Here is a 23,372-nt window from a genome sequence, read left to right as displayed (position 1 = left end):
CTCGTTCCCGCACGGTCGAGGTGGGCCGCGACGACGTGGTGCTGTGCGTCATGCCCCAGTTCCACGTGGGCGGCTGGAACATCCAGGCACTCCTCGCCTGGTGGACCGGCGCGACGGTGGTGCTCGAGCGGGGCTTCGACGCCGGGCGCGTGCTCAAGCTCATTGCCCTGCGGCGGGTCACCACGATGATGGGGGTCCCCGCGCACTACCTCATGCTGTCCCAGCACCCCGGCTTCGGCGACGCGGACCTGACGAGCCTCACGCGCGCCGTCGTGGGCGGGGCCCCCATGCCGGCACCACTGCTGCGGACCTGGCACGCGCGGGGCGTGGCCCTCACCCAGGGCTACGGGCTGACCGAGGCGGGCCCGAACGTGCTGTGCCTTGCCCCCGAGGAGGCGCTGCGCCGAGTCGGGTCCGCCGGGACGCCCTACCCCCACGTCGATGTGGCGGTCGCGGACCCGGCCACGGGGGAGGAGGTCCGGGGCGCGGGCCGCGGCGAGCTGTGGGTGCGCGGTCCCGGCGTGTTCGCCGGGTACCTCGACGATCCGGCGGCCACTGCCGAGGTCCTCGCCGGCGGCTGGCTGCGCACCGGGGACGTTGTCGAGCGGGACGGCGAGGGGTTCCTGCGCGTCGTCGACCGGCTCAAGGACATCTACATCTCCGGAGGGGAGAACGTCTCCCCGTCCGAGGTCGAGCAGGCCCTCCTCGGCCATCCCGCCGTGGCGGATGCCGCCGTCGTGGGCGTGCCCGACGAACGGTGGGGTGAAGCGGGCGCCGCGTTCGTCGTCGTCCGCCACGGCTCGGCGACGGACGCCCAGGAGCTCACCGAGCACCTCCGCGGAGTCCTCGCGCACTTCAAGGTCCCGCGGAGCATCGAGTTCGTCGACGACCTACCGCGCACGGGCCTGCACAAGGTGGCGCGCTCGCGGCTGCGGTCCGGGTCCGGCCGGGCGGAGGGCGTCCGATGAGCACCCAGCCGCGCACGGCGCGGGGCACCCGCACCCGCGCCAAGCTCCTGGCCGCGGCGGAGGAGGTCTTCGCGTCGGCGGGCTACCATGATGCGTCGATCGTGAAGATCACCGAGCAGGCAGGCATCGGGCTCGGCACCTTCTACCTGTACTTCGCCGGGAAGCAGGAGATCTTCGACGAGGTGGTGGACGATCTCAACGCCCGCGTGCGCCACGCGATGACCGAGGCGGCGCGGGCGGCGCAGTCCCGCCTCGAGGCCGAGCGGGCGGGCTTCCGGGCATTCTTCCGCTTCACGGCCGAGCACCCTGCCCTGTACCGGATCATCCGGCAGGCCGAGTTCGTCTCCCCGGCCGCCCAGCGGCGCCACTACGAGAGGATCGTCCGCAGCTACGTCCACGGCCTCACCGCGGCCCAGGCCGCGGGTGAGGTCCGGCCGATCGACCCCGAGGTGGCGGCGTGGGCCCTGATGGGCATGGGCGAGCTCTTCGGGATGCGCTACATCCTGTGGGGTGTCGAGGACGCGGCCCGCTCCGCGGACGGGGGCGCGGCGCCCACCGACATCCCCGACCACGTGCTTGACACGCTCATGGACTTCATCCAGCGGGGCCTCGCCCCGGCCACCCACATGCTCCCCGTTGCTCCGAGAGAGGGCTCCTCGCATGACTGACACGTCCGTATACCGCACCTTCGATGTCGACGTGCGCGGCGGCCGCATGCGTGCCGGGGAATGGTCCAGCGGCCACGCCGGGGACGGGGGGCTGGTCCTTGCCGTGCACGGCATCACGGCGTCGCACCGATCGTGGGACGCGGTGGCCCGGGCGATGCACGACGCCGCGGGGCATGCGGGGGAGGCGCCTGCGGTCTCCGGCGGCGCGCCGCAGCGGCTCGTTGCCCCGGACCTGCGCGGCCGCGGCCGGAGCAACGCGCTGCCCGGCCCCTACGGCATGGCCCAGCACGCCGATGACATGGCCGCCGTCCTCCGCGCGGCCGGAGCCGACGCCGGGAAGCCTGCCGTGGTTGTCGGGCACTCGATGGGTGCGTTCGTCTCGCTCGTGCTCGCCGATCGGCACCCCGAGCTCGTGCACCGGCTCGTCCTCGTCGACGGCGGCCTCCCGCTCGAGCTGCCGGCCGGGATGAGCCGCGAGCAGGCACTCCACGCGCTCCTCGGCCCCGCCCTCCAGCGGCTCGGCATGGAGTTCGCAAGCCCTGAGGCCTACCTCGACTACTGGCGCCCCCACCCTGCCTTCGCCGCGTCCTGGACCGCGGACGTCGAGGACTACATCCGCTACGACCTCGACGGCCGGGCGCCCCACCTGCGCCCCGCCACCGCGCCCGAGGCAGTGGCCGGTGACAACGAGGACCTCTACGGGGGCGACGCGCTGCTCGGAGCGCTGGAGCGCCTCCGGGTGCCCACGGTCCTGCTCCGTGCCGAGCGCGGGTTCCTCGACGACCCGGCCCGCCTGTACCCCGACGAGGCCATCGCCCGGGCGCGGGTCAACTACCCGGCCATCCAGGTGAGGGACGTGCCGGGGACCAACCACTACACGATCGTCATGTCCGCCAAGGGCGCGGCCGCCGTCGCGGAAGCCGTCGCACCGGCGGTCCACGACGACATGGGCCCGCGGCATCCCGAGGACGCGGCATCTGCGGCGCGGGTGGCCGACACGCCGGGGTGAGAGCGGCCCGGCGTCCACTGCGTGTGCTTATAGTCGAGCAGCCGGCGCCATCTGCCCCCCAGACCCGCCCGTGCGCCGGGCGCAGGACGCGTGCGTCCCGACGGGCCCGAAAGCCATGATCCGCTTCGAGAATGTCACGAAGGTCTACGACCGCAAGGCCAGGCCCGCGCTCGATTCCGTGAGCCTGGAGATCGAGCGCGGCGAGTTCGCGTTCCTCGTCGGCGCGTCCGGGTCGGGCAAGTCCACGTTCCTCCGTCTGGTGATGCGGGAGGACCGCGCCACGAGCGGCTCGGTCCTCGTCGCCGGGCAGAACGTCGCCTCCCTGCCCAGCTGGCGCGTGCCCCGCCTCCGCCGCGGGATCGGCGTCGTGTTCCAGGACTTCCGCCTGCTGCCGCAGAAGAACGTGTTCGCCAATGTCGCGTTCGCGATGCAGGTGATCGGCCGCAGCAGGGCGATCATCCGCGACGCGGTCCCCGAGGTGCTCAAGACCGTGGGGCTCGAGGGGATGGAGCACCGCATGCCCCACGAGCTCTCCGGCGGCGAGCAGCAGCGCGTGGCGATCGCGCGCGCCGTCGTGAATCGCCCGGGAATCCTCCTCGCCGACGAGCCCACCGGCAACCTCGACCCCACGACGAGCCAGGGCATCACCGCGGTCCTCGACCGCATCAACCAGAACGGCACCACTGTGGTCATGGCCACGCACGACACGGACATCGTCAACTCGATGCGCAAGCGCGTGATCGAGCTGGTGGACGGTCGAGTGGTCCGCGATGAGGCCAAGGCCCTCTACACTTCGATGATCCCCGCGGTGAACCAGGGGGAGGGCGCATGAGAGCCGCGTTCATCCTCGGCGAGATCGCCGGGGGACTCCGCAGGAACGTGACCATGGTGGTCTCCGTGGTCCTCGTGACGTTCGTGTCCCTCACGTTCGTGGGTGCGGCCGGCATGCTCCAGCTCCAGATCAACCAGATGAAGGGCTACTGGTACGACCGCGTGCAGGTCGCGATCTTCCTGTGCAACGGCACCTCGAAGGCCCCCGGCTGCGCGTCCGGCGCGGTCACCGACGATCAGCGCGCCTCGCTCGAGAGCCTCCTCGCCTCGCCCGCCGTGTCCCAGTACGTGGCCGACTACCACTACGAGTCGCAGGAAGAGGCCTACCAGCACTACCGCGAGCAGTTCGCCAACTCGCCGATCGTGGACTCCGTCACCCCGGACCAGCTGCCCGCGTCCTTCCGGGTCAACCTCAAGGACCCGCAGAAGTACCAGATCATCTCGGAGACATTCTCCTCGCGCCCCGGCGTGCGCCTCGTCAGCGACCAGCGGGAAGTGCTCGAGCGGCTGTTCTCGGTCATGAACGCGGCCTCGCTCGTAGCGATCGTGATCGCCGGGATCATGATCGTCTGCGCGATCCTGCTGATAGCCACCACGATCAGGCTCTCGGCGTTCAGCAGGCGCCGCGAAACCGGGATCATGCGGCTCGTCGGGGCGTCCAAGCTCATGATCCAGCTGCCGTTCGTCCTCGAGGGGACGATCGCGGCGGTCGTCGGGGCCGTGCTCGCCTCGGGCACGCTGTGGGCGGTGGCGAAGTTCTTCCTCGGCGACGTCCTCACAGCCCAGTATCCCGGGACGGCATTCATCTCGCCGTCCCAGACCCTCGTGCTCGCCCCCCTGCTGATCGCACTGGGCGTGGTCCTCGCGGGCACATCATCGATGCTGACCCTCCGTCGGTATCTCAAGGTCTAGGCCGGCAGGAGGCGAGCCAAGGATGAGCATGTCGACACCGACACGGGGTGCCGCTCCCGGAGGATTCCGCGCCGGGATCCTCAGGGTCGCGGGCCTGTCCGCAACGGTCGCCCTCGTCGTCGGCCTCTCGGTCACCGGTTCCGCCGTGACCGGTCCGGCCGCGACGGCGGACAATCTGGACGACCAGAAGGCGCAGCTCGACCAGCGCGCCCAGGACGTCCGCGAGTCCCTCGAGTTCCTCGACGGGAAGATCCAGCAGACGGCCGCGGACCTTGCCACCTACCAGGCCCAGCTGCCCGGCGCCCAGCAGGCGCTCCTGGACGCCCAAGGGCGCGTCACCGCAGCGACCAACGAGGTCAACGCCCTCGCCGTGCGCGTCGACGCCGCCCAGCAGAACAAGGCCAAGATCACCGCGCAGCTCGCCTCGGACCGCGGCAAGATGGACAGCACCAAGAAGCTCATCGGCGAGATCGCGAGCGAGTCGTACATGTCCGGCGGCGTCCCCTCGAACATCGGCATCATGCTCGGATCTGGGGACCAGAGCTCGCTGACGGGGTCCCTCGACCTCGCCGACACGGTCATGGAGAGCCAGAACAGCGCCCTCGAGCAGTTGGCCCAGCAGAACGCGGCGAACGTGAACTCGCAGGCCCGGCTCAGCGCCGTCGAGGCGGAGATCACAGATCTCAAGGCCAAGGCGGACGAGGCCCTCAAGAAGGAGCAGGCCGCGAGGGACGACGCCGCGGCGAAGAAGGCGGCGGTGGACAAGCTCGTCGACGACACGGGGCGGCTCAGTCGCGAACTCGAAGCGCAGCGCCCCGCGATCCAGCAGCAGATCGCGGACGTCAAGGCCCAGCAGGACCAGGTCGCGGCCGAGATCGCCGAGCGGGACCGGAAGCTGCGCGAGGCCTGGGAAGCCGAGCAGCGGCGCATCGCGGAGCAACGGGCGGCCGAGGCGCGGGCGGCAGCGCTTGCCGCGGGCCAGGCTCAGGCGGCTGCGGAGGCGGCGGCCCAGCAGGTGCGGGACCAGGCGGTCCAGGTCGGCTCGCCCTCCGCCTTCGGCCTGATCCACCCGTTCGACGGCAACATCCCCATCACCTCCGGCTTCGGATGGCGCGCGACGCCGCCTGGCACGATCGACTTCTACGGAACCGGCGGCTACATGCACACCGGCATCGACTTCGGGGCCGCCTGCGGCACGCCGGTCCATGCCGCCGCTGCGGGCACCGTCACGGTCGGCGGCTGGACCAACGGCGGCGGCGGGTGGACGGTCATGATCTCCCACGGCGTCATTCAGGGGAACTCGCTGACTACGGTCTACTACCACAACACGAGAGTTGTGGTATCGCCGGGCCAACAGGTCAGCCAAGGGCAGGTCATCGCGTACTCGGGCAGCACAGGCAACTCGACGGGCTGCCACGCGCACTTCGAGACGTGGCTCAACGGCCGCCCCGTGGACCCGATGGGCCTGCTGTAAACTGTCTTGATTCCGCCCCCGTGAGACGAGGAGTTCTGCCGTGCCCAGAGAGAGTGGCCGGAAGGTCGTGGCCACCAACCGCAAGGCCCGGCACGACTACGAGATCATCGACACCTGGGAGGCCGGGCTCGTGCTCATGGGCACTGAGGTGAAGTCCCTCCGCGAGGGCCACATCTCCCTCGGCGAGGGGTTCTGCCACTTTGACCGGGGCGAGCTCTGGCTCGAGGCGGTCAACATCCCGGAGTACTCGCAGGGCTCGTGGACCAACCACCCGTCGAAGCGGAAGCGGAAGCTCCTCCTGCACCGCGAGGAACTGATCAAGATCGAGCACAAGGTCAACGAATCCGGCCTCACGGTGGTCCCGCTGCAGGTCTACTTCAGTGATGGACGCGCCAAGGTCGAGATCGCGCTTGCACGGGGCAAGAGGGACTACGACAAGCGCCAGGCGCTGCGCGAGGCCCAGGACAAGCGCGAGGCCCTCCGTGAGATGAGGGCGCGCAACCGCCGCTGAGATGCGGCCGAGGCCGGAAGGGACGGGAGGCTCCATGGCACGGCAGAACCTGAGGATCTGGGCCGCGGTCGCGACCGGGATCGTCGCAGTCCTCGCTGCCGTGGCCGCGCTGGCCCTCCCAAGGCTCCTCGGACAGGCGGGGGAGCGCACGACGGCGCCCCCGGCCGCGCCGTCGGAGGCGGCGCCCTCGGCGGGGATCCCCACCGCGACGCAGCCGGCGACGCCCGGCGGTTCGACCGGCGCCACGGCGCCGCCGAGCACCCCGGGTGGCCCGGCGCCGTCGTCCGCTCCCGGCGTTCCGCCGCCTGCGAGCCGTGCCGCCACCCTGCTCGCGTCGATGAGCCTCGAGCAACGCGTGGGGCAGGTCATGATGGTCAGCTCGCCCGTCACGGGACCAGATGCGGCGATCCTCGACGCGCTTCGCCGCCTGCACGTGGGCAACGTCTTCCTCAAGGGGCGCACCACCGCCGGGGCGGCCGCCGTGGCCGGCGTCGTCGCAGCGCTCAAGGCCGAGGCCACCCCCGCCGCAACGCTCGGGGTGGGGCAGTTCGTCGCGACCGATCAGGAGGGCGGCCAGGTCCAGATCCTGCGCGGCCCGGGGTTCTCCGAGATCCCGACCGCGCTCGCCCAGGGCGGGATGGATCCCGGCGCCCTGCGCGCCGCGGCCGCGGTGTGGGGCCGCGAGCTCGCGGCCGCGGGCGTGAACGTGAACCTCGCACCGGTCATGGATACCGTCCCGTCCGCCGCATTCGCGCCGCAGAACGCGCCGATCGGCCGGTTCCAGCGGGAGTACGGCTACACCGCTCAGGCCGTGTCGGCCCACGGACTCGCATTCGCCCAGGGAATGGCTGATGCGGGCGTGGCCGCGACGGCAAAGCATTTCCCCGGCCTCGGCCGGGTCACCGCGAACACCGACACGTCGGCCGGCGTCACGGACAGCGTCACGGGTCGCCACGACCCCTACGTCGCGCCGTTCGCGGACGGGGTCAGGTCCGGGGTGCCCTGGATGATGATCTCCAACGCGCGCTATTCCGCCATCGACCCCGGCAACGACGCGGTCTTCTCGCCGACCGTCATCCAGGGAATGCTCCGCGGCGATCTCGGGTTCCGTGGCATCGTCGTCTCCGATGACCTCTGCGACGCCGTCCAGCTCTCCGGCGTCGCCGCCGAGGACCGTGGTACCGGATTCCTCGCCGCAGGCGGCACCATGGTCCTGTGCACGAACGCCCAGCTCGCGCCCCGCGTCTGGCAGGGCATGGTGGACCGCGCGAAGACCGATCCCGCGTTCGCCCGGACCGTCGACGCGGCTGCGCTGGCCGTGCTCGAGGCCAAGGACCGGGCCGGCCTCCTGCCCCGGTGACCGGGGCCGGAGGCCGCAGGAATATTGCGGTGCCGGTGCGCGCTATACTTGCTGTTCCGGGTGGTTCACGCAGCCGCCGGGGCGCCGGGCGCAAGCCCGGGGCGGTTTGACAACCACATACGGGGATGATCGGTTTCGACGGTGTAGGTCGAGACAGGGGAAGCGGGCCGAGGATGCAGAGTCATCTCGTCAACGCTCTCTGCAAACCAATAAGTGCCAACTCTAAGCGCACTGACTTCGCCCTCGCTGCCTAAGTAGCGAGCAAGTCCGTCAGCCCGGGAATGCTATCGTCCCGGATCCTGGCGTCATTGAGATAGCCACTGCTGGCAGCTTTCGTCGTCGGAGCTGTCGGGACTCTAAGGCGACTGGGCCCGGGCCAGCCACTGGTGTGCATGATGGCTGGGGCCGAGAAATCCCAACGCACACTGCGCCCGGAGAATACCTGGCGAAGCCGCACCGGACGGGGGTTCAATTCCCCCCATCTCCACCCTGCGTGAGCACCCCCGGTCTTCGGACCGGGGGTGCTCTTTTTCTCTGCCCGTTCCTCCCGGCGCGGTTCTCCCGGTGCCTGTTTCCTCCGAGTGCTGTTTCTCCCGTCCCGGGGAAGGCAGGATAGGCCTGTGAACGTCGCCAGCGGGCACAGCCTGCGCCGTGTCCTCGTCGCGGCCGTGACGTCGAGCTGCCTCGTGATCGTCGACTCGACGGCGGTCAGCCTCGCGCTGCCCGCGATCCAGCGCGAGCTCGGCGGCGGGCTCGTGCTGCAGCAGTGGGTGGTCGACGGCTACCTGCTGACCCTCGGCGCGCTCATCCTCGCTGCGGGCGCCCTCGCGGACCGGTACGGCACCGAGCGCCTGCTGCTCGCGGGCGCTGTCGCGTTCACGGTGACCTCGGTGGCGTGCGGGCTCGCGCCGACCGGGACCGTCCTCGTGGCCGGCCGCATCCTCCAGGGCGCCGCGGGCGCGGTCATCACCCCGAGCGCCCTCGCCCTCATCACCGCCTCGGCGGGCGGCCCGGAGAGGATGCGCCTCATCGCGCAGTGGACGGCCTGGACGGCGGCGGCTTCCGTGGCGGCCCCGTTCATCGGCGGGGCCATCGTGACGCTGAGCAGCTGGCGGTTCGTCTTCCTCATCAACCTCATCCCCGCGGCCGTGCTGGCCCGTCCCCTCCTGCTGCTACGCCGTGCCGCACGGCCGCCCGAGAGGCAGACGGGACCGTTCGACGTCGTGAGCGCACTGCTCAGCGTCGCGAGCCTCGGCGGGCTCGTGCTGGGCCTGATCTGGCAGTCTGCCCTCGGGTGGGCCCACCCGGTGGTGTTCGTGTCGCTCGCCGTCGGCATCGCCGCCGGCGCAGCGTACCTCGTGCGGCAGCACCGCGCGGCCGCGCCGCAGCTCCCCCTGCGCCTGTTCCGCGAGCGGGCGTTCGCCGCGGGCAACGCGGCCACCCTGTGGGCCTATGGGGCGCTGGGGCTCGGCTCGTTCCTCGTGGGCCTCTACCTGCAGCAGCGGATGGGGCTCACGGCGTTTGAGGCCGGCCTCGGGATGCTCCCGGCGACCCTTCCCATGCTCTTCCTCTCGAGCCGAGTGGCGCGCGTCGCGGCCCGCACGGGGCCGCGTCTGCCCATGGCGGCCGGCCCGGCGATCGCGGCCGTGGGGTTCATCTGGCTCGCCGTCCCCGCACCTCCCCTCGAGTACTGGCGGAACGTCTTCGGCCCCATGGTGCTCCTGGGCCTCGGGCTCGCGGTGATGGTCGCGCCGCTGACCTCTACGGTGCTCGGGGCGGTACCGCGCGGGTCGGAGGGCGTCGGGTCGGCGGTGAACAACGCGGTCGCGAGGATCGCCTCGCTCGTGGCCATCGCGGCGTCGGGTGCGATCACCGGGGGAGCGCTCGACGACGTGGGGTTCCGCCGGGGGGCCACGGCGACCGCCGTCCTGCTCGCCGCCGCCGCGGTGACGTCCGCGCTCTGGATCCGGACAGCTGATATGGAGTGAGCTGCTGTCAAGTGGGCAGGGTGAGGCGCCGCCGGGAGGAGGTCCCGGCGGCGCCTCTGTGCTTCGCTGGAGGGGGTGGTCGGCGAGCGTGTCGTTGGCGACGCGCGGTCAGGCTGATATGCGCGGATTGGCTACCGCAGGACGGTGGTTCGGCTGGAGTCGGTCCGCGTGTCTAGGAGCGAACGTGGGCCCCCCTCTGGGGTGCCTGTTCATAGCTGTGCCGCGGGTGGCTCCACGCGCTGCCGCCGACCTCTGTGGGATCCGGCGAAGCGGTCTGTGGGCGGCGGGGGTCAGTCGTCGTCCATGACTGCCAGCGACCAGCACCACCCGGCCAGCTCGCGGGCGATTGCGACGTTGGCCACGGTGGGGCGCTTGCGCCGCTCGAGGAAGCCCACCCACCTCTCGTGCAGGCGCCGGTTGCCCTCATCGCCGCGCACGCGGGCCGCGGCCGGGGCCAGGTCCCATCGGTCGCGCATGGTCTTGCCGGCCACATACCGGGCCCGGTGGTGCCAGGCGGCCTCCACCAGGAGCCTGCGGACGTGGGCGTTCCCGGTCTTGGTGATCGGCCCCTGCGCCCGGGAGGCGCCGGAGGAGTGCTCCGAGGGCGTCAGGCCGACGAAGGAACCGATCGTGGCCCCAGTGAACCGGCGCCAGTCCCCGATCTCCACCGCGAGGGCGAACCCCGTCAGGGTACTGACCCCGCGCAGGCAGCCCAGCCGGTGCACGAGCGGGGCGAACTCGCTGACGGCGGCGAGCTGCCCGATCGCGGCATCGAGCCGGTCGCGGCGGGCCCTGACCGTCAGCACCGCCTCGTAGTCGGAGTCGAACGCCATCCTGGTCGCCGGGGACAACAGCTGAGGAAGTGCCTCCTTCCGAAGCCAGACGTCGTGGGCCCCCGTCCAGGCGTCCCCGCCGTCATAGACAATCCCATACCGCAGGAGCAGCTTGGAGAGCCGGTGCCGGGCCCGCATCAGGTCCCCGCGGCAGTCCTCCCTCGCCCGCACCAGATCCCGGGCGGACTCCTGCGCCACGGTCGGGACCGCGACCGGGGTGACCTCGTCCAGGCGCAGCAGCCTGGCCAGATGCACCGCGTCCCGGGAATCGGTCTTGACCCGGTCCCCCGACGGGCGCTGCAGCCTGGACGGGGCGGCGACCACGCACCTGACTCCCTGTGAGGTCAAGGCCCTCGAAAGTCCGAATCCCGTCGGGCCGGCCTCGTAGACCACGGCGATCGGGCCCGGCAGGCCGGCGAGCCATCCGCTGATGGCCTCCTGGGACGGGGCAAGCCTGGTCTGCACCAGCTCGCCGGTCACCCCGTCGATCGCCGCCGCCGCGACCGAACGGGCGTGCACATCCAGACCAACACTCGTACGCTCAATGAACACCGGGGCCTCCCCACGCATGTCGGATAGGCCGGGCAGGGGACTCTGTCCGGTAACCCACGAATCTGCGCGAGAGAGGCCCCGGCCCGCAACCACCCACACAAGGCGGTCACTCCATACCGTCTAGGATCGTGCCACCGAACCCGACGGGGGTGCCGACACGGACGGAGGGGACCCATGAGCAGTGACGGGACGCGCCGGCGCGACGCGCGCCGTGCCCCAGCGGGTTCGGAGCTCCCGCCGGGGCCATGGGGGGTGCTGCACGGCGTGCTCGCGTTCGTCCTCGAGGTGGCGGCGCTCGGCGCGTGCTGGTACATCGGCAGCAGGCTCGTCCCGGGCGCGGGGGGAGTGGTGCTCGGACTGGCCGTGGCGGCAGTGTTCGTCGTGGCGTGGGCGCTGTTCATGGCGCCCCGCGCGAGGAGGCGGATCCCCTGGCCGTGGCGGCCGCTGGCCGCTCTCGCGCTGTTCGTGGTGGTCGGGGCTGGGCTGCTCGCCCTGGGGCAGTGGGCCGGTGCAGTGATGATTGCCATCGCGATCGCGGACACCGTGCTCGCCTATCGGCTCCGCCGGCTGGGCTGAATCAGCCCTCGCCCACGGTGCAGCCCGGGTGGCTGTGGGCGCTGTGCACCCAGACGGCGTCGGCTACCTCGTCCGCCACGTCGAAGTCGCGTGAGGTGTCGCCCCGGCCGATCTGGACGACGAGCGGTCCGCCGAAAGGCTTCCGGCGCACCACCGTCAGGTCGGCATCGAGTGTGATCTGCTCGTCCGCGAGGTAGCGGAGGAGCTCCGGGTTCTCGTCGCTGATGCGTGTGATGGTGCCTTCGTGGCCCGGGTCGAGCTCGCTGAGGCGGTGGGCGCGGATCCGCGGCACGACTCCTGCGCCCGTGGGGATGGGGTCGCCGTGGGGGTCGCGCTGGGGCCGGCCCAGCTTGGCGTCGAGCCGCTCGACGAACAGGTCGGAGACTGCGTGCTCGAGGCGCTCGGCCTCGACGTGCACCTCGTCCCAGCTGTAGCCGAGTTCGGTGACGAGGAAGGTCTCGAGGAGCCGATGCCTCCGGACCATCGTCAGCGCGACGCGCTCACCCTCCTCGGTGAGGCGCACGGCGCCGTACGGGCGGTGGTCGACGAGGCCCAGGTCCTTGAGCTTGCGGACCATCTCGGAGACCGAGGAGTTGGCCACGCCGAGCCGGGCGGCCAGCTGGGAGGAGGTGATGGGGGTGTCCTGCCACTCCGTGAAGGCGTAGATCGTCTTCAGGTAGTCCTCGGTCGAGGACGAGAGCTGGCTTTTCACACCGACCACCCTACCCGCCGCCGAACGGCGTCAGAGTGAGCACGAGCAGCGCGACATTCAGCACGACCACGAGGGCCGCGCTGAGCCAGGACGCCACGACGAGGACGGGCCGCAGGGTGTGCTCCCCGACCACGGCCGGGGAGGTGCTGAGGCGGATGAGGGGGATCAGGGCGAAGGGGATGCCGAAGCTGAGGACCACCTGGCTGACCACGAGCGCCCACGTCGGGTCCACCCCGAAGGAGAGGAGGGCCACGGAAGGGGCGAGGGTGATCGCGCGCCGCAGCACGAGGGGAATCCTGCGCTCCAGCAGCCCTTCCATGATCGTGGCACCGGCGTAGGAGCCGACGGCGGTCGAGGCGAGCCCGCTCGCGAGGAGCCCTACGGCGAACACCACGCCGACCACCGGCCCGAGCGCCTGTTCGATCGCCGCGTGGGCGCCTTCGATCGAGTCCGTGCCCTCGGTGCCCGCGAGGGTCGACGCCGCCAGCACCAGCATGCCGATGTTCACGACGCCGGCCACGCCGAGCGCCACGACGACGTCCACCCGGGTGCCGCGCAGGAGGCGCCGGATCGCCGGCTCGCCAGGGTGCTTGTCCGGGTCCGCGCGGTGCCGGTCCCGCGAGAGGGCGGAGTGGACGTAGATCGCGTGGGGCATGACGGTCGCGCCGAGCATCGATGCGGCAAGGAGCACGGAGTCGGGCCCGTCGAACCGCGGCACGAGGCCGCCTGCCATCCCTGCGGGATTCGGCGGGCTCAGGGCGAGGCCGGCCAGGAAGCCGACCGTGATCACCGCGAGGAGGGCGACGATCGCGAGCTCGAACTTCTGCTGCGTCCTGAAGTCCTGGACAGCAAGGATCGCCATCGACACTGCCCCGACGATCACTGCTCCGAGGGGCAGCGGGATCCTGAAGAGCAGGTGCAGGGCCAGCGCGCCGCCCACCACTTCGGCCAGATCGGTGGCGAGGGCGACGATTTCCGCCTGCGCCCAGTACAGCCGCCGGGGGCGGGGGCGGAAGCGCTGCCCGAGCAGCTCGGGCAGCGTGCGCCCGGTGACAATCCCGAGCTTCGCCGAGAGGTACTGGATGAGCATTGCCATGAGGTTCGCGAGCACGAGCACCCACATGAGGAGGTATCCGTACCTCGCGCCCGCGGTGAGGTTCGCGGCGACGTTGCCGGGGTCCACGTAGGCGACTGAGGCCACGAAGGCCGGTCCGAGGACGCCGAAGAACAGGGACCACCGGGCGCGCCGGGTCGCAGCGGACCGGTCCGTCTTGAGCGCCTTGCCCACCGTCTCCCAGCCCCCTCGCTGCCTTCTGCCAGGTGCTTAGGAAGGCCCAAACACACATTTTCGGTATGCCTAAATACTAGGAGGGCGCGAGTGCCCGCGGCAAGTTCGCGCGGGCGCCCGGGTCAGAGCGGCGCCTCGGTGGCCCGCCAGGCCTGGGCAATGTACGGCAGGGCGAGCACCTCGCCGGGGGAGTGGCCGAGATGCTCGAACAGATACCATGCGAGGTTCTCCTCGACCTTCCGGCGGTGCTTCTCGGAGGCACGCAGGTAGTAGCTGCGCGACTTGGTGAGCTCGACGAGACCCTCGGGGGTCACGCTGTCATGCCACGGGATGACCAGCGGTTCCCAGCCCACGAGCTCCGGCCCCGACGGCGGGTGATAGTCGGGCTTGTGGACGTCCCCCGCATGCATGATGCGGGACAGGCGGTGCACCCACGGCACGCTCGTGTCGAGCTGGTTCCACACGAGGCCCACGCGACCGCCCGGCCGCAGCAGCCGCGCCGCCTCCCGGGTCGCGGCCTCCGTGTCGAACCAATGCCACGCCTGGGCCGCGACCACGACATCCGCCGATCCGTCGGGCAGGCCCGTGTGCTCGGCCGGCGCCACGACGCACCTGACGCCCGGCAGCCGGCCGCCGAGCTGGGCGAGCATGTCCTCGGACGGGTCCACCGCCGTCACCTCGAGCCCTCTAGCGACCAGGAGCTCGGTGAACTTCCCCGTCCCGGCGCCCAGGTCCACGGCGGATCGCGCCCCCTCGGGCACGATCCACTCGGCTGCCTCCGGCGGATACCCGGGCCGCACCCTCTCGTAGTGCTCCCCGCCGGCGGCGAACGCCCCGGCGAGCTCGCGCCGTCGTGCGTCGTCGTACTTCGGTCCGCCGCGCTTCATGCCCCGCCCTCCCCGCCGGCCCCGGTTTCGGCCCGGCTTCCCCACTCTACGGGCAGCGCACGACGCCGCTCACTGGCCGCCGGGCTGTCCCTCCGCCAGGCACGGTGCGGCTCCCGCGGTGCCGGGCGTGTTCGGCGCCCAGACAGGGAACGGCCGCGTGTCCTGGGCGGGTACCCAGCGGCCCTCGTCGATCCTGTAGTCGATGCCGAGACCGCGCCGGGTCAGCTGCTCAAGACCGGCCAGCAGCCGCTCGACGTCTTCGAGGCGCGACCCGAGCCCGAAGCTCGCCCGGAGCGACCCGGCCGGCAGCCCCAGGCGCGCGAGGAGCGGGTGCGCGCAGAAGCGGCCGTCGCGCAGCCCCACACCGTGCTCGGCGGACAGGTAGGCGGCAACCAGACCGGCGTCGTGCCCGGCAACCGAGAAGTTCACCACCCCGATCGCGGACTCCGAGTCGGCGAAGAGGCGGTGCATTGTCACGCCCTCGATGTTGCCCAGGCCGGCGACGAGGGCATTGCGGAGCTGCTGCTCATGGCGGTGCCATGCCGCGGGGTCGAGGGCGCCGAGCACGTGCGCCGCGCGGGCCAGCGTCGCTGCGCCGAGGACGTTGGGCGAGCCGGCCTCGTGCCGCGCAGGGCCCTGCGCCCAGCTCGCCGACTCGAGCCCAACCTCGCGCACCGCCCCGCCGCCGGCGAGATGCGGCCGTCCGGCGTCGAGCCAGTCCGGGCGGCCCACGAGCACGCCCGCGCCGAACGGTGCGTAGAGCTTGTGCCCGGAGAAGGCGAGGTAGTCGATCGCCGTGGCCTCGTCTCGCGCGGCGACCGTGATGCGCCGGTGCGGGGCCAGCTGCGCGGCATCGACCGCGATCCGGGCGCCGTAGGTGTGGGCGAGCGTGGCGAGCTTGTCGAGGGGGAGGACCTCGCCGGTGACATTCGACGCCCCGGTCACCGCGAGCAGGGCCACGCCGCCGGCCGCGAGCTCGGTCTCCAGACGCCCGAGGGTCTCGGCGATCGTCGGCGCCGCGGCCACGCTGCGGTGGGCGCGGGCCTGCCACGGCAGCAGGTTCGCGTGGTGCTCGATGTCGAGGTAGAGCACGTCCTGTCCGTCCGGCACGCAGCCGGCCAGGAGGTTGAGCGAGTCCGTGGTGTTCCTCGTGAAGACGACGGCGTCGTCGGGGCGCGCGCCGACGAACGCGCGCACGGTCCCGCGGGCGTTCTCGTACACGCTCGTGCTCACCTGCGATGCGTAGCCGGCGCCGCGGTGCACGCTCGCGTAGAACGGCAGGACCTCGTTGAGGTGGGCTGCGACCTCGGCCAGCGCGGGGGCGGACGCGGCGTAGTCGAGGTTCGCGTAGCGGACGTCGCCTCCGCCCGCGAGCGGGGTGCGGAGGTCTGCGCCCACGACGGCGGCGAGCGGCTCGAGCGCATCGGGGAACCGGCTGCGCCACTCGGGGGAGATGGAGCGTGCTGGCTCGAGGGCCGTGGCGGTCGTCGCCGGGACGGCAGGGGCGGACAGGGCAGAGGTCATGGGCGTTCCTCACGCTGGAGGGACCCTCGAGGGGGTCCGCGCTTGCCGTATCCGTTCCGGACCGGCCAGGTCGTCACCCGGGGCACCCCGCCGCGGAGGAGGGTTGCCGGCCAGCAAACCGGGGTTTCGCGCTGGCACTCGTGACCTTGCGAAGAACACTAGGCCACGCGGGCGCGGTGGCGCACGCGTGGCGGCCCAGTATTACGTGCGTGACGCGTTAGACGAGGTCGTCATTGGCGGGGCTGAGCTTCGCGAGCACCTCGGAGTGCAGGATCCCGTTGGTCGCGAGGGCGTTGCCGCCCCAGGGTCCGTCCGCGCCGTCGAGCGACGTGAACCGGCCCCCGGCTTCGGTGACGATCGGAACGAGAGCGGCCATGTCGTAGAGGGCCAGCTCGGGCTCGGTGGCGATGTCGACCGCGCCCTCGGCGACGAGGCAGTAGGACCAGAAGTCGCCGTACGCCCGGGTGCGCCACACCTCGTCCGTCAGGCCGAGGAAGTCGTCGAGGCTCCCGCGCTCCTTCCAGCCGGACAGCGACGAGTAGGAGAGCGAGGCGTCCCCGAGGGTGGAGACGTTGGAGACCTTGAGCCTCGTGGCCGAGGCGAGCGAGCGGCCGGTGTACGCGCCGGCGCCCCGCGCGGCCCACCAGCGGCGCCCGAGGGCCGGGGCGCTCACGACCCCGACCACGATCTCGTCGCCGTCCGCGAGGGCGATGAGCGTGGCCCACACCGGGACGCCGCGGACAAAGTTTTTCGTCCCGTCGATCGGGTCGATGATCCAGCGGCGCGAGCCGTGGCCCGTGGTGCCGAACTCCTCGCCGATCACCGCGTCGCGCGGACGCGAGCGGGACAGCTGCCCGCGGATGGCCTCCTCGGCCGCGCGGTCGGCGTCGGTCACGGGGGTGAGGTCCGGCTTGGTCTCGACCTTGAGGTCGAGCGCCTTGAACCGCTCCATGGTCTGCGCGTCGACCGAGTCCGCCAGCACGTGGGCGAGGCGGAGGTCGTCGTTGTACGTCTCGGTCGCTGAGGTCATGGACCCACGCTATCGTGGCGCGGCCAGCCGACGCGTGAGGCTCCCTCTCGGGTACGCGAAATCCCGCCCACGTCCGTTTCGGGTACGCGAGATCGCGTACCCGAGACGGGGTGGCTAGGTGCCGAGTTCCTTGGTCTCCTGGGATTCCTCCCGCGGGCCCGCGCCCAGGAGGCGGCGCAGAGACGCGAGGCGGGCCGGCCCGGCGTCGCCCGCGTGGCCCTCGGCGACCCACGCGTCCAGCCCGCAGTCCACGGCGGACGCATCGTGGCGGCAGCCCCGGGAGCACCCCTCGATGCCCGGCTCGAGGTCGGCGAACGCATGCAGGATGCGGTCCGGGTCCACGTGGGCCAGCCCGAACGAGCGGATGCCCGGCGTGTCGATGATCCAGCTCCCCGGAGGGGCATCGGCCAGACGGAGCGCGAGCGCGGACGAGGAGGTATGGCGGCCGCGGCCCGTCACCGCGTTGACCCCTCCCGTGGCGCGGTCGGCGCCCGTGAGCGCGTTCACCATGGTGGACTTGCCCACGCCGGAGTGCCCGAGGAGCACGGTCACGTGGCCGTCGAGCTCGGCGCGCAGGGCGGCGACGGCCTCGTCGTCGAGCTTCGCCGAGGTGCCGTCCGCGCTGCGCGCGTCGATCCCCGCACCCCCGGATTCGCCAGACACGTCGTCGCCCGTCTCGGCCGTCCGGCTCACCACAACGGTGAGCGGCAGCAGGTCATAGTTCGCCAGCAGCTCGGCGGGGTCCTTGAGGTCAGCCTTGGTGACGAGCAGGAGGGGCTCGATCCCGGCGTCGTACGCCGCGACGAGCGCGCGGTCGATGAACCCGGTGCGCGGTTCGGGGTTGGCGGCGGCGACGACGATCACGAGCTGGTCCGCGTTCGCCACGACGGCCCGCTCGACAGGGTCGGTGTCGTCCGCGCTGCGCCGCAGGAGCGTCTCCCGCTCCTCGACGCGCACAAGCCGGGCGAGCGTGTCCGGCAGGCCGCTCACGTCGCCGACGAGGCCCACGAAGTCGCCCGGCACCACGGGCGTGCGGCGCAGCTCGCGGGCCCGGGCGGCGACCACGAGCCGCTCCTTTGGGGTGTCCTCCTCGACGATGGCCGTGTACCGGCCGCGGTCCACCGTCACGATCCGCCCGATGACGGCGTCCTCGTGGCTCGGGCGGTCCTTGGTCCGCGGCCTGGTGCCACGCTTGTTGGGCCGGATCCGGACGTCGCTCTCGTCCCACTCGCGCTGGGCCATGCTAGGCGCGGGCCCCGTCGACGGGCCCCGCCGCCGAGACCTCCGGGGCCCGCCCCAGCATCCGCGCCCACATCTCGGGGAACTCGGGCATGGTCTTGGCGGTCGTGGCGATGTCCTCCACCTCGACGCCGCGCACGGCGAGCCCCCAGATCGCCCCGGCGGTCGCCATGCGGTGGTCCGCATAGGAGCGCACGACGGCGCCGTGCAGCTTCGCGGGCCGGATCACCAGTCCGTCCTCGGTCTCCTCGGCGTCGCCGCCGAGGCGAGTGATCTCGGTCACGAGCGCGGCGAGGCGGTCGGTCTCGTGGCCGCGGAGGTGGGCGATGCCGGTCAGGCGCGACGGCGAGTCGGCGAGGGCGCACAGGGCGGCCGCGGTCGGCGCGAGCTCGCTCGTGTCCGCGAGCTCTGCGCCGGTGATGCGCTCCCCGCCGCGGACGGTGAGGGTGCCGCCGTCGAGCGTCACGGTGGCGCCGAGCCTCGGCAGGATCTCGCGCCATGCGTCGCCCACCTGGGTGGTGTGCTCGGGCCAGTTGGGGACACGGACCGTGCCGCGGGTCGCGAGCGCGGCCGCGAGGAACGGGCCGGCGTTGGAGAGGTCCTGCTCGATCCGGACGTCGAACGCACGGATGGGCCCGGGTGCCACCCGCCAATGATGGGGCACCGTGTCGTCGACTTCGACGCCCACGCCGCGGAGGACCTCGACCGTCATCGCGATGTGGTCCAGGCTCGGGACCGGGGGGCCCACGTGCTCGAGGTGCAGCCCCTCCGTGAAGCGCGCGCCCGCCAGAAGGAGGGCAGAGACGAACTGGCTCGAGCCGCTCGCGTCCACGGCGACGTGGCCGCCGCGGACCTCCCCGGAGCCGTGGACGGTGAAGGGGAGCGAGGACGGCCGCGCACCGGGCGCGCCGGGCGCCGAGAGCCTGACCCCGAGCGCATCGAGGGCATCGATCACCGGGCCCATCGGACGGACGCGGGCGTGCGGATCGCCGTCGAACGCGATCTCGCCGCGGGCCAGCGCGGCGAGCGGCGGCACGAAGCGCATGACCGTCCCGGCCAGGCCGCAGTCCACGGCCGCGCTCCCGAGGTCCCTGCCGGCGGCCGGGATCGGCTCGACCTCGAGGTCCGGGCCGTACTCGCCGTCGCCTTCGACCTCGGTGACGGTCGCGCCCAGGGCGCGCAGCGCGCCGACCATGAGCGCGGAGTCGCGCGAGTGCAGGGGTGCCCTGAGCCGCGAGGTGCCGTCGGCGAGTGCGGCCAGGACGAGGTAGCGGTTGGTGAGCGACTTCGAACCCGGAACGGTCACCGTCGCGTCAACGGGCCCGTCTGCGAACGGCGCCGGCCAGGCGACCGTCACGCGAAGACGTCCGAGGCCGCGCCGCGGGCATCCTTCGCGGCGGAGCGCACCGTTCGTTCCGCCGTGCGGGCGGCCTTCTTGAGCGCCTTGCCGGTGGTCTTCTGCGCGTCGGCGATGCCCTTCTCCGCGCTGGCGAGCCGGCGGCGGCCCGCCTTGGAGGCGTCGGCCGCGACGTTCTGTGCACGCCAGGCGAGTGAGGGCCGGCCGTCCGTGTCCACGCTCGCGAGGAGCACGCCACCGAGCAGCGAGAGGTTCTTCAGCAGGCCCGAGCGGCGGGCTCCGCGCCCGTCCGGGGTGCTGATGTCCGCGCTGCGCCACTCGACGAACGCGTTGAGGGCGCTCGTGATGGCCAGCACCGAGGCGGAGAGGCGGGGCGCCTTGCCGAGCGCGAACAGGACTCCGGCGCCGAGCTGGCTCGCGCCCACAGCGCGTGCGAGGAGCTTCTCGTCCACGTGCACAGGGAGTGCGTCCGCCGCCCGACGCAGCGCTGGCGAGAGCTGCTCCGCCGTGTCGTCCGCGTTCTTCAGCTTCGAGGCGCCCGCGACGATGAACGAGCTGCCGAGGAGCGGTCGGGCGATGAGACGTACTGCAGACATGGGGCCTCCTTACAGGCGCGTTGGATGCGCGGTTCCTGCGCGATCCAGCGCGGTTCGGTACTTCTCGGGCTACGGCCCAGTCTCCCACCTTCGGGGAATATTTTCCTTTTAGCCCCGCGTTGTGCCTGCTGTCCGAGAGACGCCCTGAGGTACAGGGAGCCCGATGTCCGGGAGATGGAGGAGGGAGCCGAGTGCTGGTCCTTGACCGCGACGCAGTCATCGCAGGCCCGGTGATGCCGGCAACAGTAGACTGGGCGGCGATGAGCACTGCTGACCCCCAAGGAGATCGGGCCCGGGACCGCGCGACGGCCGAGCCGATCGTGCGCGCCGACAGAGGATCCGAGACGGACGACGAGCGCCGCGAGCGCTTCGAGCGGGATGCCATGCAGTACGTGGACCAGCTCTACTCCGCGGCGATGCGGATGGCCCGGAACCCGGCCGACGCCGAGGACCTCGTCCAGGAGGCGTACGCCAAGGCCTTCGCGGCCTTCCACCAGTACAAGCCCGGCACGAACCTCAAGGCCTGGCTCTACCGGATCCTCACGAACACGTACATCAACCTGTACCGCAAGCGCCAGCGCGAACCCCAGCAGGCCCAGACGGATTCCGTCGAGGACTGGCAGCTCGCGCGCGCGGAGTCGCACACCTCGAGCGGCCTCCGCTCGGCGGAGGCCGAGGCCCTCGACCACCTGCCCGACTCCGACGTCAAGGACGCGCTCCAGTCGATCCCCGAGGAGTTCCGCCTCGCGGTGTACTTCGCGGACGTGGAGGGCTTCGCGTACAAGGAGATCTCGGAGATCATGAACACCCCGATCGGCACGGTCATGAGCAGGCTGCACCGCGGCCGGAAGATGCTCCGTGACCGCCTCGCCGACTACGCCGCAGAGCGCGGCTTCGCTGGCGCCCGCGCCGCAGCAGCATCCCAGGAGAAGGAACAATGAGCGATTGCCAGGGCTTGGGCGACTGTGACGACAGCCGCCTCCACCGGTTGTACGAGTACCTCGACGGTGCCCTTCCGGCCCACGAGGTGGCCGAGATCCGCTCCCATCTCGAGTCCTGCCCCGAGTGCCTCGGTGAGCACGACCTCGAGTGCATGATCCGCTCCGCCATGAAGCGCAGCTGCCACGAGCAGGCTCCCGCGTCGCTCAAGGATTCCATCCTGGGCAAGATCCACGGGCTGCGCGCCGAGGCCTGAGACTCCCGACACGCAGCGAGGCCCCGGACCGCATCGGTCCGGGGCCTCGCTCTGTTCCGCATCGCGGACCAAGGGGCACCTCAGGTGTTGGGGCGCTTCCCGTGGTTCGCGCCGCCGCGCTTGCGGTCACGGCGCTTGCGTGCACGCTTGCTCATGGCTGGCCTCCTTCGTTCGACTTCACTGGTGGCCCCCGTGAGGGGGCGAGTGGCCAAGAAGGCCGTCGTCCAGTCTAGCGCAGTGCGCGGCGGATGGCCGTCCGCGTCGCGTCGAGCGCCTCGCGGAGCGCGGCGAGCGCCACGTCCGTGACGGCATGCGTCGCCGCGTAGGAGCGCAGCTCGATCCTCATGTCGTCCCGGAAGTCGCGGATGAGCATCTCTGCCTCGGCCAGGGGCCCGCGATTGTCTCGGAGCGTTTCGGCCCTCCCGGTGGCGCTGCCCGCCGATGGTCCGGCGCCCGCCGCCGGTGCGCCCCCGCCGTCGTGCGCGCCCGACGGGGAGGACGGCGCGCGGCCCTGGCCCGCTCCGGGCGCCTGCCTGCTGGCCTGCTTGGCGGCCTGCCGCGCCGTCTCGGCGGTCGCCGCGAGATCGGCCCGCAGGCCGCGCATGCTGGCCCGCAGCTCGTCCCGCAGGGTGTCGGCGAGGCGACGCACCGAGGCCGAGATGTCCTGCTCGACGTCGGCGAGCTCGCCGCGCCTCTCGGCCACTTCGGCGCGCCCGGCGTCGGTGATCGAGTAGACGGTGCGGCGTCCCTCCTGCACCGTGGCCACGAGGCCCTCCTCCTCGAGCTTGCCGAGCCGCGGGTACACCGTGCCGGCGCTGGGGGAGTAGGTGCCGCCGAACCGGTCGCTCAGGGCCTTGATGAGCTCATATCCGTGCTTGGGGCCGTCCTCGAGCAGCGCCAGCAGGTACAGGCGCAGGGCACCGTGGGCGAAGACCGGGGGGACCATCAGTGCTCGCCCTCCGCAGGGGCCGCGGCTGGAGCGTGGACCACCGAGATGTCGCCGGAGACGGCCTTGGCCCGCAGGGTCATGCGGCCGTCCTTCGGGCCGAGCTCGGCGTTGACCTTGCCGGCCGTGGCGCGGAAGCGCTCGTCGTCCACGACGACCCGGCCGCTGGCCATCGTCGCGGCGAGGTCCACGCCGACGTCCTGCGGGATGCGGACCGTGAGGTCCCCGCTCACCATGGTCGCGGCCAGCGTGCGGCAGCGGCCGGAGATGTCGATCGAGACGTCCCCGGAGACCGAGGTCGCGCGGACGTCGTCGAGGGCGCCGGAGGCGGTGACCTCACCGGAGACCGTCTTGGCGGTCAGGGTCCCCGCGTGCCCTCGGGCAATGATGTCCCCCGACACGGTGTTGAGGTGCAGCTCGCCGTCGGTGCCGTCGGCGAGCAGGGACCCCGACACGGTGTTGAGCCGGGTCAGGGGCCCGGTGCCTGAGACGAAGCCCTCCCCGGACACGGTCGCGAGCTCGACCATCGTCCCACGGGGGACGGCAATGCTCACGACCGCGTAGTTCTGGCTGTTCCCCGCCACGGTGTCCAGGAAGCTCTTGAGCCAGCCCTGCGGGCCCTCCTCGCGGTGGCGCACGTCGAGGCGGCCGTCGGCCAGGGTCACGGTCACGGGTTCGCCCCGCACCTCCGAGATCTCGACGCGGGCGCCCGGGGCGTCGTGGACGATCACGTCGAGCCTGCCCCGGACGATGCCGGCTCGCAGCGAGGACACCGCCTCGATGTCAATGGTCTGCGGCCCGGTCACTGACCAGATCTCCGGTTCCATAGTCTCCTCCTGCGGTATGACGCGATATATCGCGTTCTGAGCAACAAGATATATCGTGTCTTGGACTGAAGCAAGGGCCACGGCAAATC

24 protein-coding genes, 1 other RNA gene and 1 riboswitch are annotated in these 23,372 nt (G+C 72.0%); of the genes, 13 read left to right on the top strand and 12 right to left on the bottom strand.

Annotated features, from left to right (window positions below; all coding sequences use genetic code 11):
- Window positions 1-50 precede the first annotated feature (50 nt).
- The 10 genes from SCMU_RS20775 to SCMU_RS12815 all read left to right on the top strand — a co-directional run bounded on the left by SCMU_RS20775 (window position 51) and on the right by SCMU_RS12815 (window position 9,721).
- Window positions 51-968, top strand: a complete 918-nt coding sequence (locus tag SCMU_RS20775; protein WP_443020146.1) for an AMP-binding protein — start codon at window positions 51-53, stop codon at window positions 966-968.
- The gene (locus SCMU_RS12855; protein ID WP_229229527.1) at window positions 965-1,636 is read left to right on the top strand and encodes a TetR/AcrR family transcriptional regulator; all 672 of its coding nucleotides are present in this window, start codon (window positions 965-967) and stop codon (window positions 1,634-1,636) included. Before SCMU_RS20775 ends, SCMU_RS12855 begins: the two co-directional genes overlap by 4 nt.
- On the top strand, window positions 1,629-2,645 hold the full coding sequence (locus tag SCMU_RS12850; RefSeq protein WP_229229526.1) for an alpha/beta hydrolase: 1,017 nt from the start codon (window positions 1,629-1,631) through the stop codon (window positions 2,643-2,645). Before SCMU_RS12855 ends, SCMU_RS12850 begins: the two co-directional genes overlap by 8 nt.
- A gap of 115 nt (window positions 2,646-2,760) precedes the next feature.
- Window positions 2,761-3,477 carry a cell division ATP-binding protein FtsE gene (gene ftsE, locus SCMU_RS12845; protein ID WP_229229525.1) on the top strand — a complete coding sequence of 239 codons (717 nt, stop codon included), beginning with the start codon at window positions 2,761-2,763 and terminating at the stop codon, window positions 3,475-3,477.
- Window positions 3,474-4,388, top strand: a complete 915-nt coding sequence (gene ftsX / locus SCMU_RS12840; protein ID WP_229229524.1) for a permease-like cell division protein FtsX — start codon at window positions 3,474-3,476, stop codon at window positions 4,386-4,388. The genes ftsE and ftsX overlap by 4 nt, the downstream gene beginning before the upstream one ends.
- Window positions 4,389-4,416: 28 nt before the next feature.
- On the top strand, window positions 4,417-5,862 hold the full coding sequence (locus SCMU_RS12835; RefSeq protein WP_229229523.1) for a M23 family metallopeptidase: 1,446 nt from the start codon (window positions 4,417-4,419) through the stop codon (window positions 5,860-5,862).
- 40 nt (window positions 5,863-5,902) lie between these two features.
- A complete protein-coding gene (smpB, locus tag SCMU_RS12830) occupies window positions 5,903-6,373 on the top strand; it encodes an SsrA-binding protein SmpB (RefSeq protein WP_229229522.1) in 471 nt (156 codons plus the stop codon).
- Between the two features lie 34 nt (window positions 6,374-6,407).
- On the top strand, window positions 6,408-7,733 hold the full coding sequence (locus tag SCMU_RS12825) for a glycoside hydrolase family 3 N-terminal domain-containing protein (protein WP_229229521.1): 1,326 nt from the start codon (window positions 6,408-6,410) through the stop codon (window positions 7,731-7,733).
- Window positions 7,734-7,854: 121 nt separating this feature from the next.
- Window positions 7,855-8,223: a transfer-messenger RNA gene (gene ssrA / locus SCMU_RS12820) on the top strand.
- A gap of 130 nt (window positions 8,224-8,353) precedes the next feature.
- Window positions 8,354-9,721, top strand: a complete 1,368-nt coding sequence (locus SCMU_RS12815) for an MFS transporter (protein WP_229229520.1) — start codon at window positions 8,354-8,356, stop codon at window positions 9,719-9,721.
- 290 nt (window positions 9,722-10,011) lie between these two features.
- On the opposite strand, the gene SCMU_RS12810 is transcribed toward SCMU_RS12815, so the two are convergent.
- Window positions 10,012-11,106, bottom strand: a complete 1,095-nt coding sequence (locus SCMU_RS12810) for an IS110 family RNA-guided transposase (RefSeq protein WP_229229519.1) — start codon at window positions 11,104-11,106, stop codon at window positions 10,012-10,014.
- 174 nt (window positions 11,107-11,280) lie between these two features.
- Between SCMU_RS12810 and SCMU_RS12805 the strand changes: the two genes are divergently transcribed.
- A complete protein-coding gene (locus SCMU_RS12805) occupies window positions 11,281-11,682 on the top strand; it encodes a YrdB family protein (RefSeq protein ID WP_229229518.1) in 402 nt (133 codons plus the stop codon).
- Between the two features lies 1 nt (window position 11,683).
- On the opposite strand, the gene SCMU_RS12800 is transcribed toward SCMU_RS12805, so the two are convergent.
- The 8 genes from SCMU_RS12800 to SCMU_RS12765 all read right to left on the bottom strand — a co-directional run bounded on the left by SCMU_RS12800 (window position 11,684) and on the right by SCMU_RS12765 (window position 20,315).
- Entirely contained in the window at window positions 11,684-12,394 is a 711-nt protein-coding gene (locus SCMU_RS12800; RefSeq protein ID WP_229229517.1) for a metal-dependent transcriptional regulator, read from the bottom strand.
- A gap of 10 nt (window positions 12,395-12,404) precedes the next feature.
- Window positions 12,405-13,682 (bottom strand): Nramp family divalent metal transporter, encoded by a 1,278-nt coding sequence (locus SCMU_RS12795; protein WP_274602857.1) that lies wholly within the window; start codon window positions 13,680-13,682, stop codon window positions 12,405-12,407.
- A gap of 122 nt (window positions 13,683-13,804) precedes the next feature.
- Window positions 13,805-14,569, bottom strand: a complete 765-nt coding sequence (locus SCMU_RS12790) for a class I SAM-dependent methyltransferase (RefSeq protein ID WP_229229516.1) — start codon at window positions 14,567-14,569, stop codon at window positions 13,805-13,807.
- A gap of 69 nt (window positions 14,570-14,638) precedes the next feature.
- Window positions 14,639-16,093 (bottom strand): aminotransferase class V-fold PLP-dependent enzyme, encoded by a 1,455-nt coding sequence (locus tag SCMU_RS12785; RefSeq protein WP_229229515.1) that lies wholly within the window; start codon window positions 16,091-16,093, stop codon window positions 14,639-14,641.
- Between the two features lie 33 nt (window positions 16,094-16,126).
- A riboswitch (SAM riboswitch) is annotated at window positions 16,127-16,239 on the bottom strand.
- A 71-nt stretch (window positions 16,240-16,310) separates the two neighbouring features.
- Entirely contained in the window at window positions 16,311-17,123 is an 813-nt protein-coding gene (gene hisN, locus SCMU_RS12780; RefSeq protein WP_229229514.1) for a histidinol-phosphatase, read from the bottom strand.
- A gap of 114 nt (window positions 17,124-17,237) precedes the next feature.
- The gene (gene rsgA / locus SCMU_RS12775) at window positions 17,238-18,365 is read right to left on the bottom strand and encodes a ribosome small subunit-dependent GTPase A (RefSeq protein ID WP_229229513.1); all 1,128 of its coding nucleotides are present in this window, start codon (window positions 18,363-18,365) and stop codon (window positions 17,238-17,240) included.
- Between the two features lies 1 nt (window position 18,366).
- Complete coding sequence (gene aroA, locus SCMU_RS12770; protein WP_229229512.1) at window positions 18,367-19,719, bottom strand: 3-phosphoshikimate 1-carboxyvinyltransferase; 1,353 nt, start codon at window positions 19,717-19,719, stop codon at window positions 18,367-18,369.
- Window positions 19,716-20,315, bottom strand: coding sequence for a DoxX family protein (locus SCMU_RS12765; protein WP_229229511.1), 600 nt, complete (start codon window positions 20,313-20,315; stop codon window positions 19,716-19,718). Before SCMU_RS12765 ends, aroA begins: the two co-directional genes overlap by 4 nt.
- 233 nt (window positions 20,316-20,548) lie before the next feature.
- On the opposite strand from SCMU_RS12765, the gene SCMU_RS12760 reads away from it, so the two are divergent.
- Together SCMU_RS12760 and rsrA are read left to right on the top strand one after the other, a co-directional pair.
- Window positions 20,549-21,256: a sigma-70 family RNA polymerase sigma factor gene (locus SCMU_RS12760; RefSeq protein WP_443020317.1), complete on the top strand. Its 708-nt coding sequence runs from the start codon at window positions 20,549-20,551 to the stop codon at window positions 21,254-21,256.
- Complete coding sequence (rsrA, locus tag SCMU_RS12755; protein ID WP_229229509.1) at window positions 21,253-21,510, top strand: mycothiol system anti-sigma-R factor; 258 nt, start codon at window positions 21,253-21,255, stop codon at window positions 21,508-21,510. The genes SCMU_RS12760 and rsrA overlap by 4 nt, the downstream gene beginning before the upstream one ends.
- Before the next feature lie 80 nt (window positions 21,511-21,590).
- Here the strand turns inward: rsrA and SCMU_RS21000 are convergent, their stop codons facing one another.
- The 3 genes from SCMU_RS21000 to SCMU_RS12745 all read right to left on the bottom strand — a co-directional run bounded on the left by SCMU_RS21000 (window position 21,591) and on the right by SCMU_RS12745 (window position 23,283).
- Window positions 21,591-21,665 (bottom strand): 50S ribosomal protein bL37, encoded by a 75-nt coding sequence (locus tag SCMU_RS21000; protein ID WP_369299106.1) that lies wholly within the window; start codon window positions 21,663-21,665, stop codon window positions 21,591-21,593.
- A gap of 74 nt (window positions 21,666-21,739) precedes the next feature.
- Window positions 21,740-22,456, bottom strand: a complete 717-nt coding sequence (locus SCMU_RS12750; protein ID WP_229229508.1) for a PadR family transcriptional regulator — start codon at window positions 22,454-22,456, stop codon at window positions 21,740-21,742.
- Window positions 22,456-23,283, bottom strand: a complete 828-nt coding sequence (locus SCMU_RS12745; RefSeq protein WP_229229507.1) for a DUF4097 family beta strand repeat-containing protein — start codon at window positions 23,281-23,283, stop codon at window positions 22,456-22,458. The genes SCMU_RS12750 and SCMU_RS12745 overlap by 1 nt, the downstream gene beginning before the upstream one ends.
- Between the last annotated feature and the right edge of the window lie 89 nt (window positions 23,284-23,372).

The sequence above is a fragment of the Sinomonas cyclohexanicum genome (assembly GCF_020886775.1).
Classification (GTDB): Bacteria; Actinomycetota; Actinomycetes; order Actinomycetales; family Micrococcaceae; genus Sinomonas; species Sinomonas cyclohexanicum.
Note: the sequence above shows the minus strand (reverse complement) of the source record. Positions and strands in the feature narration are given on the sequence as shown.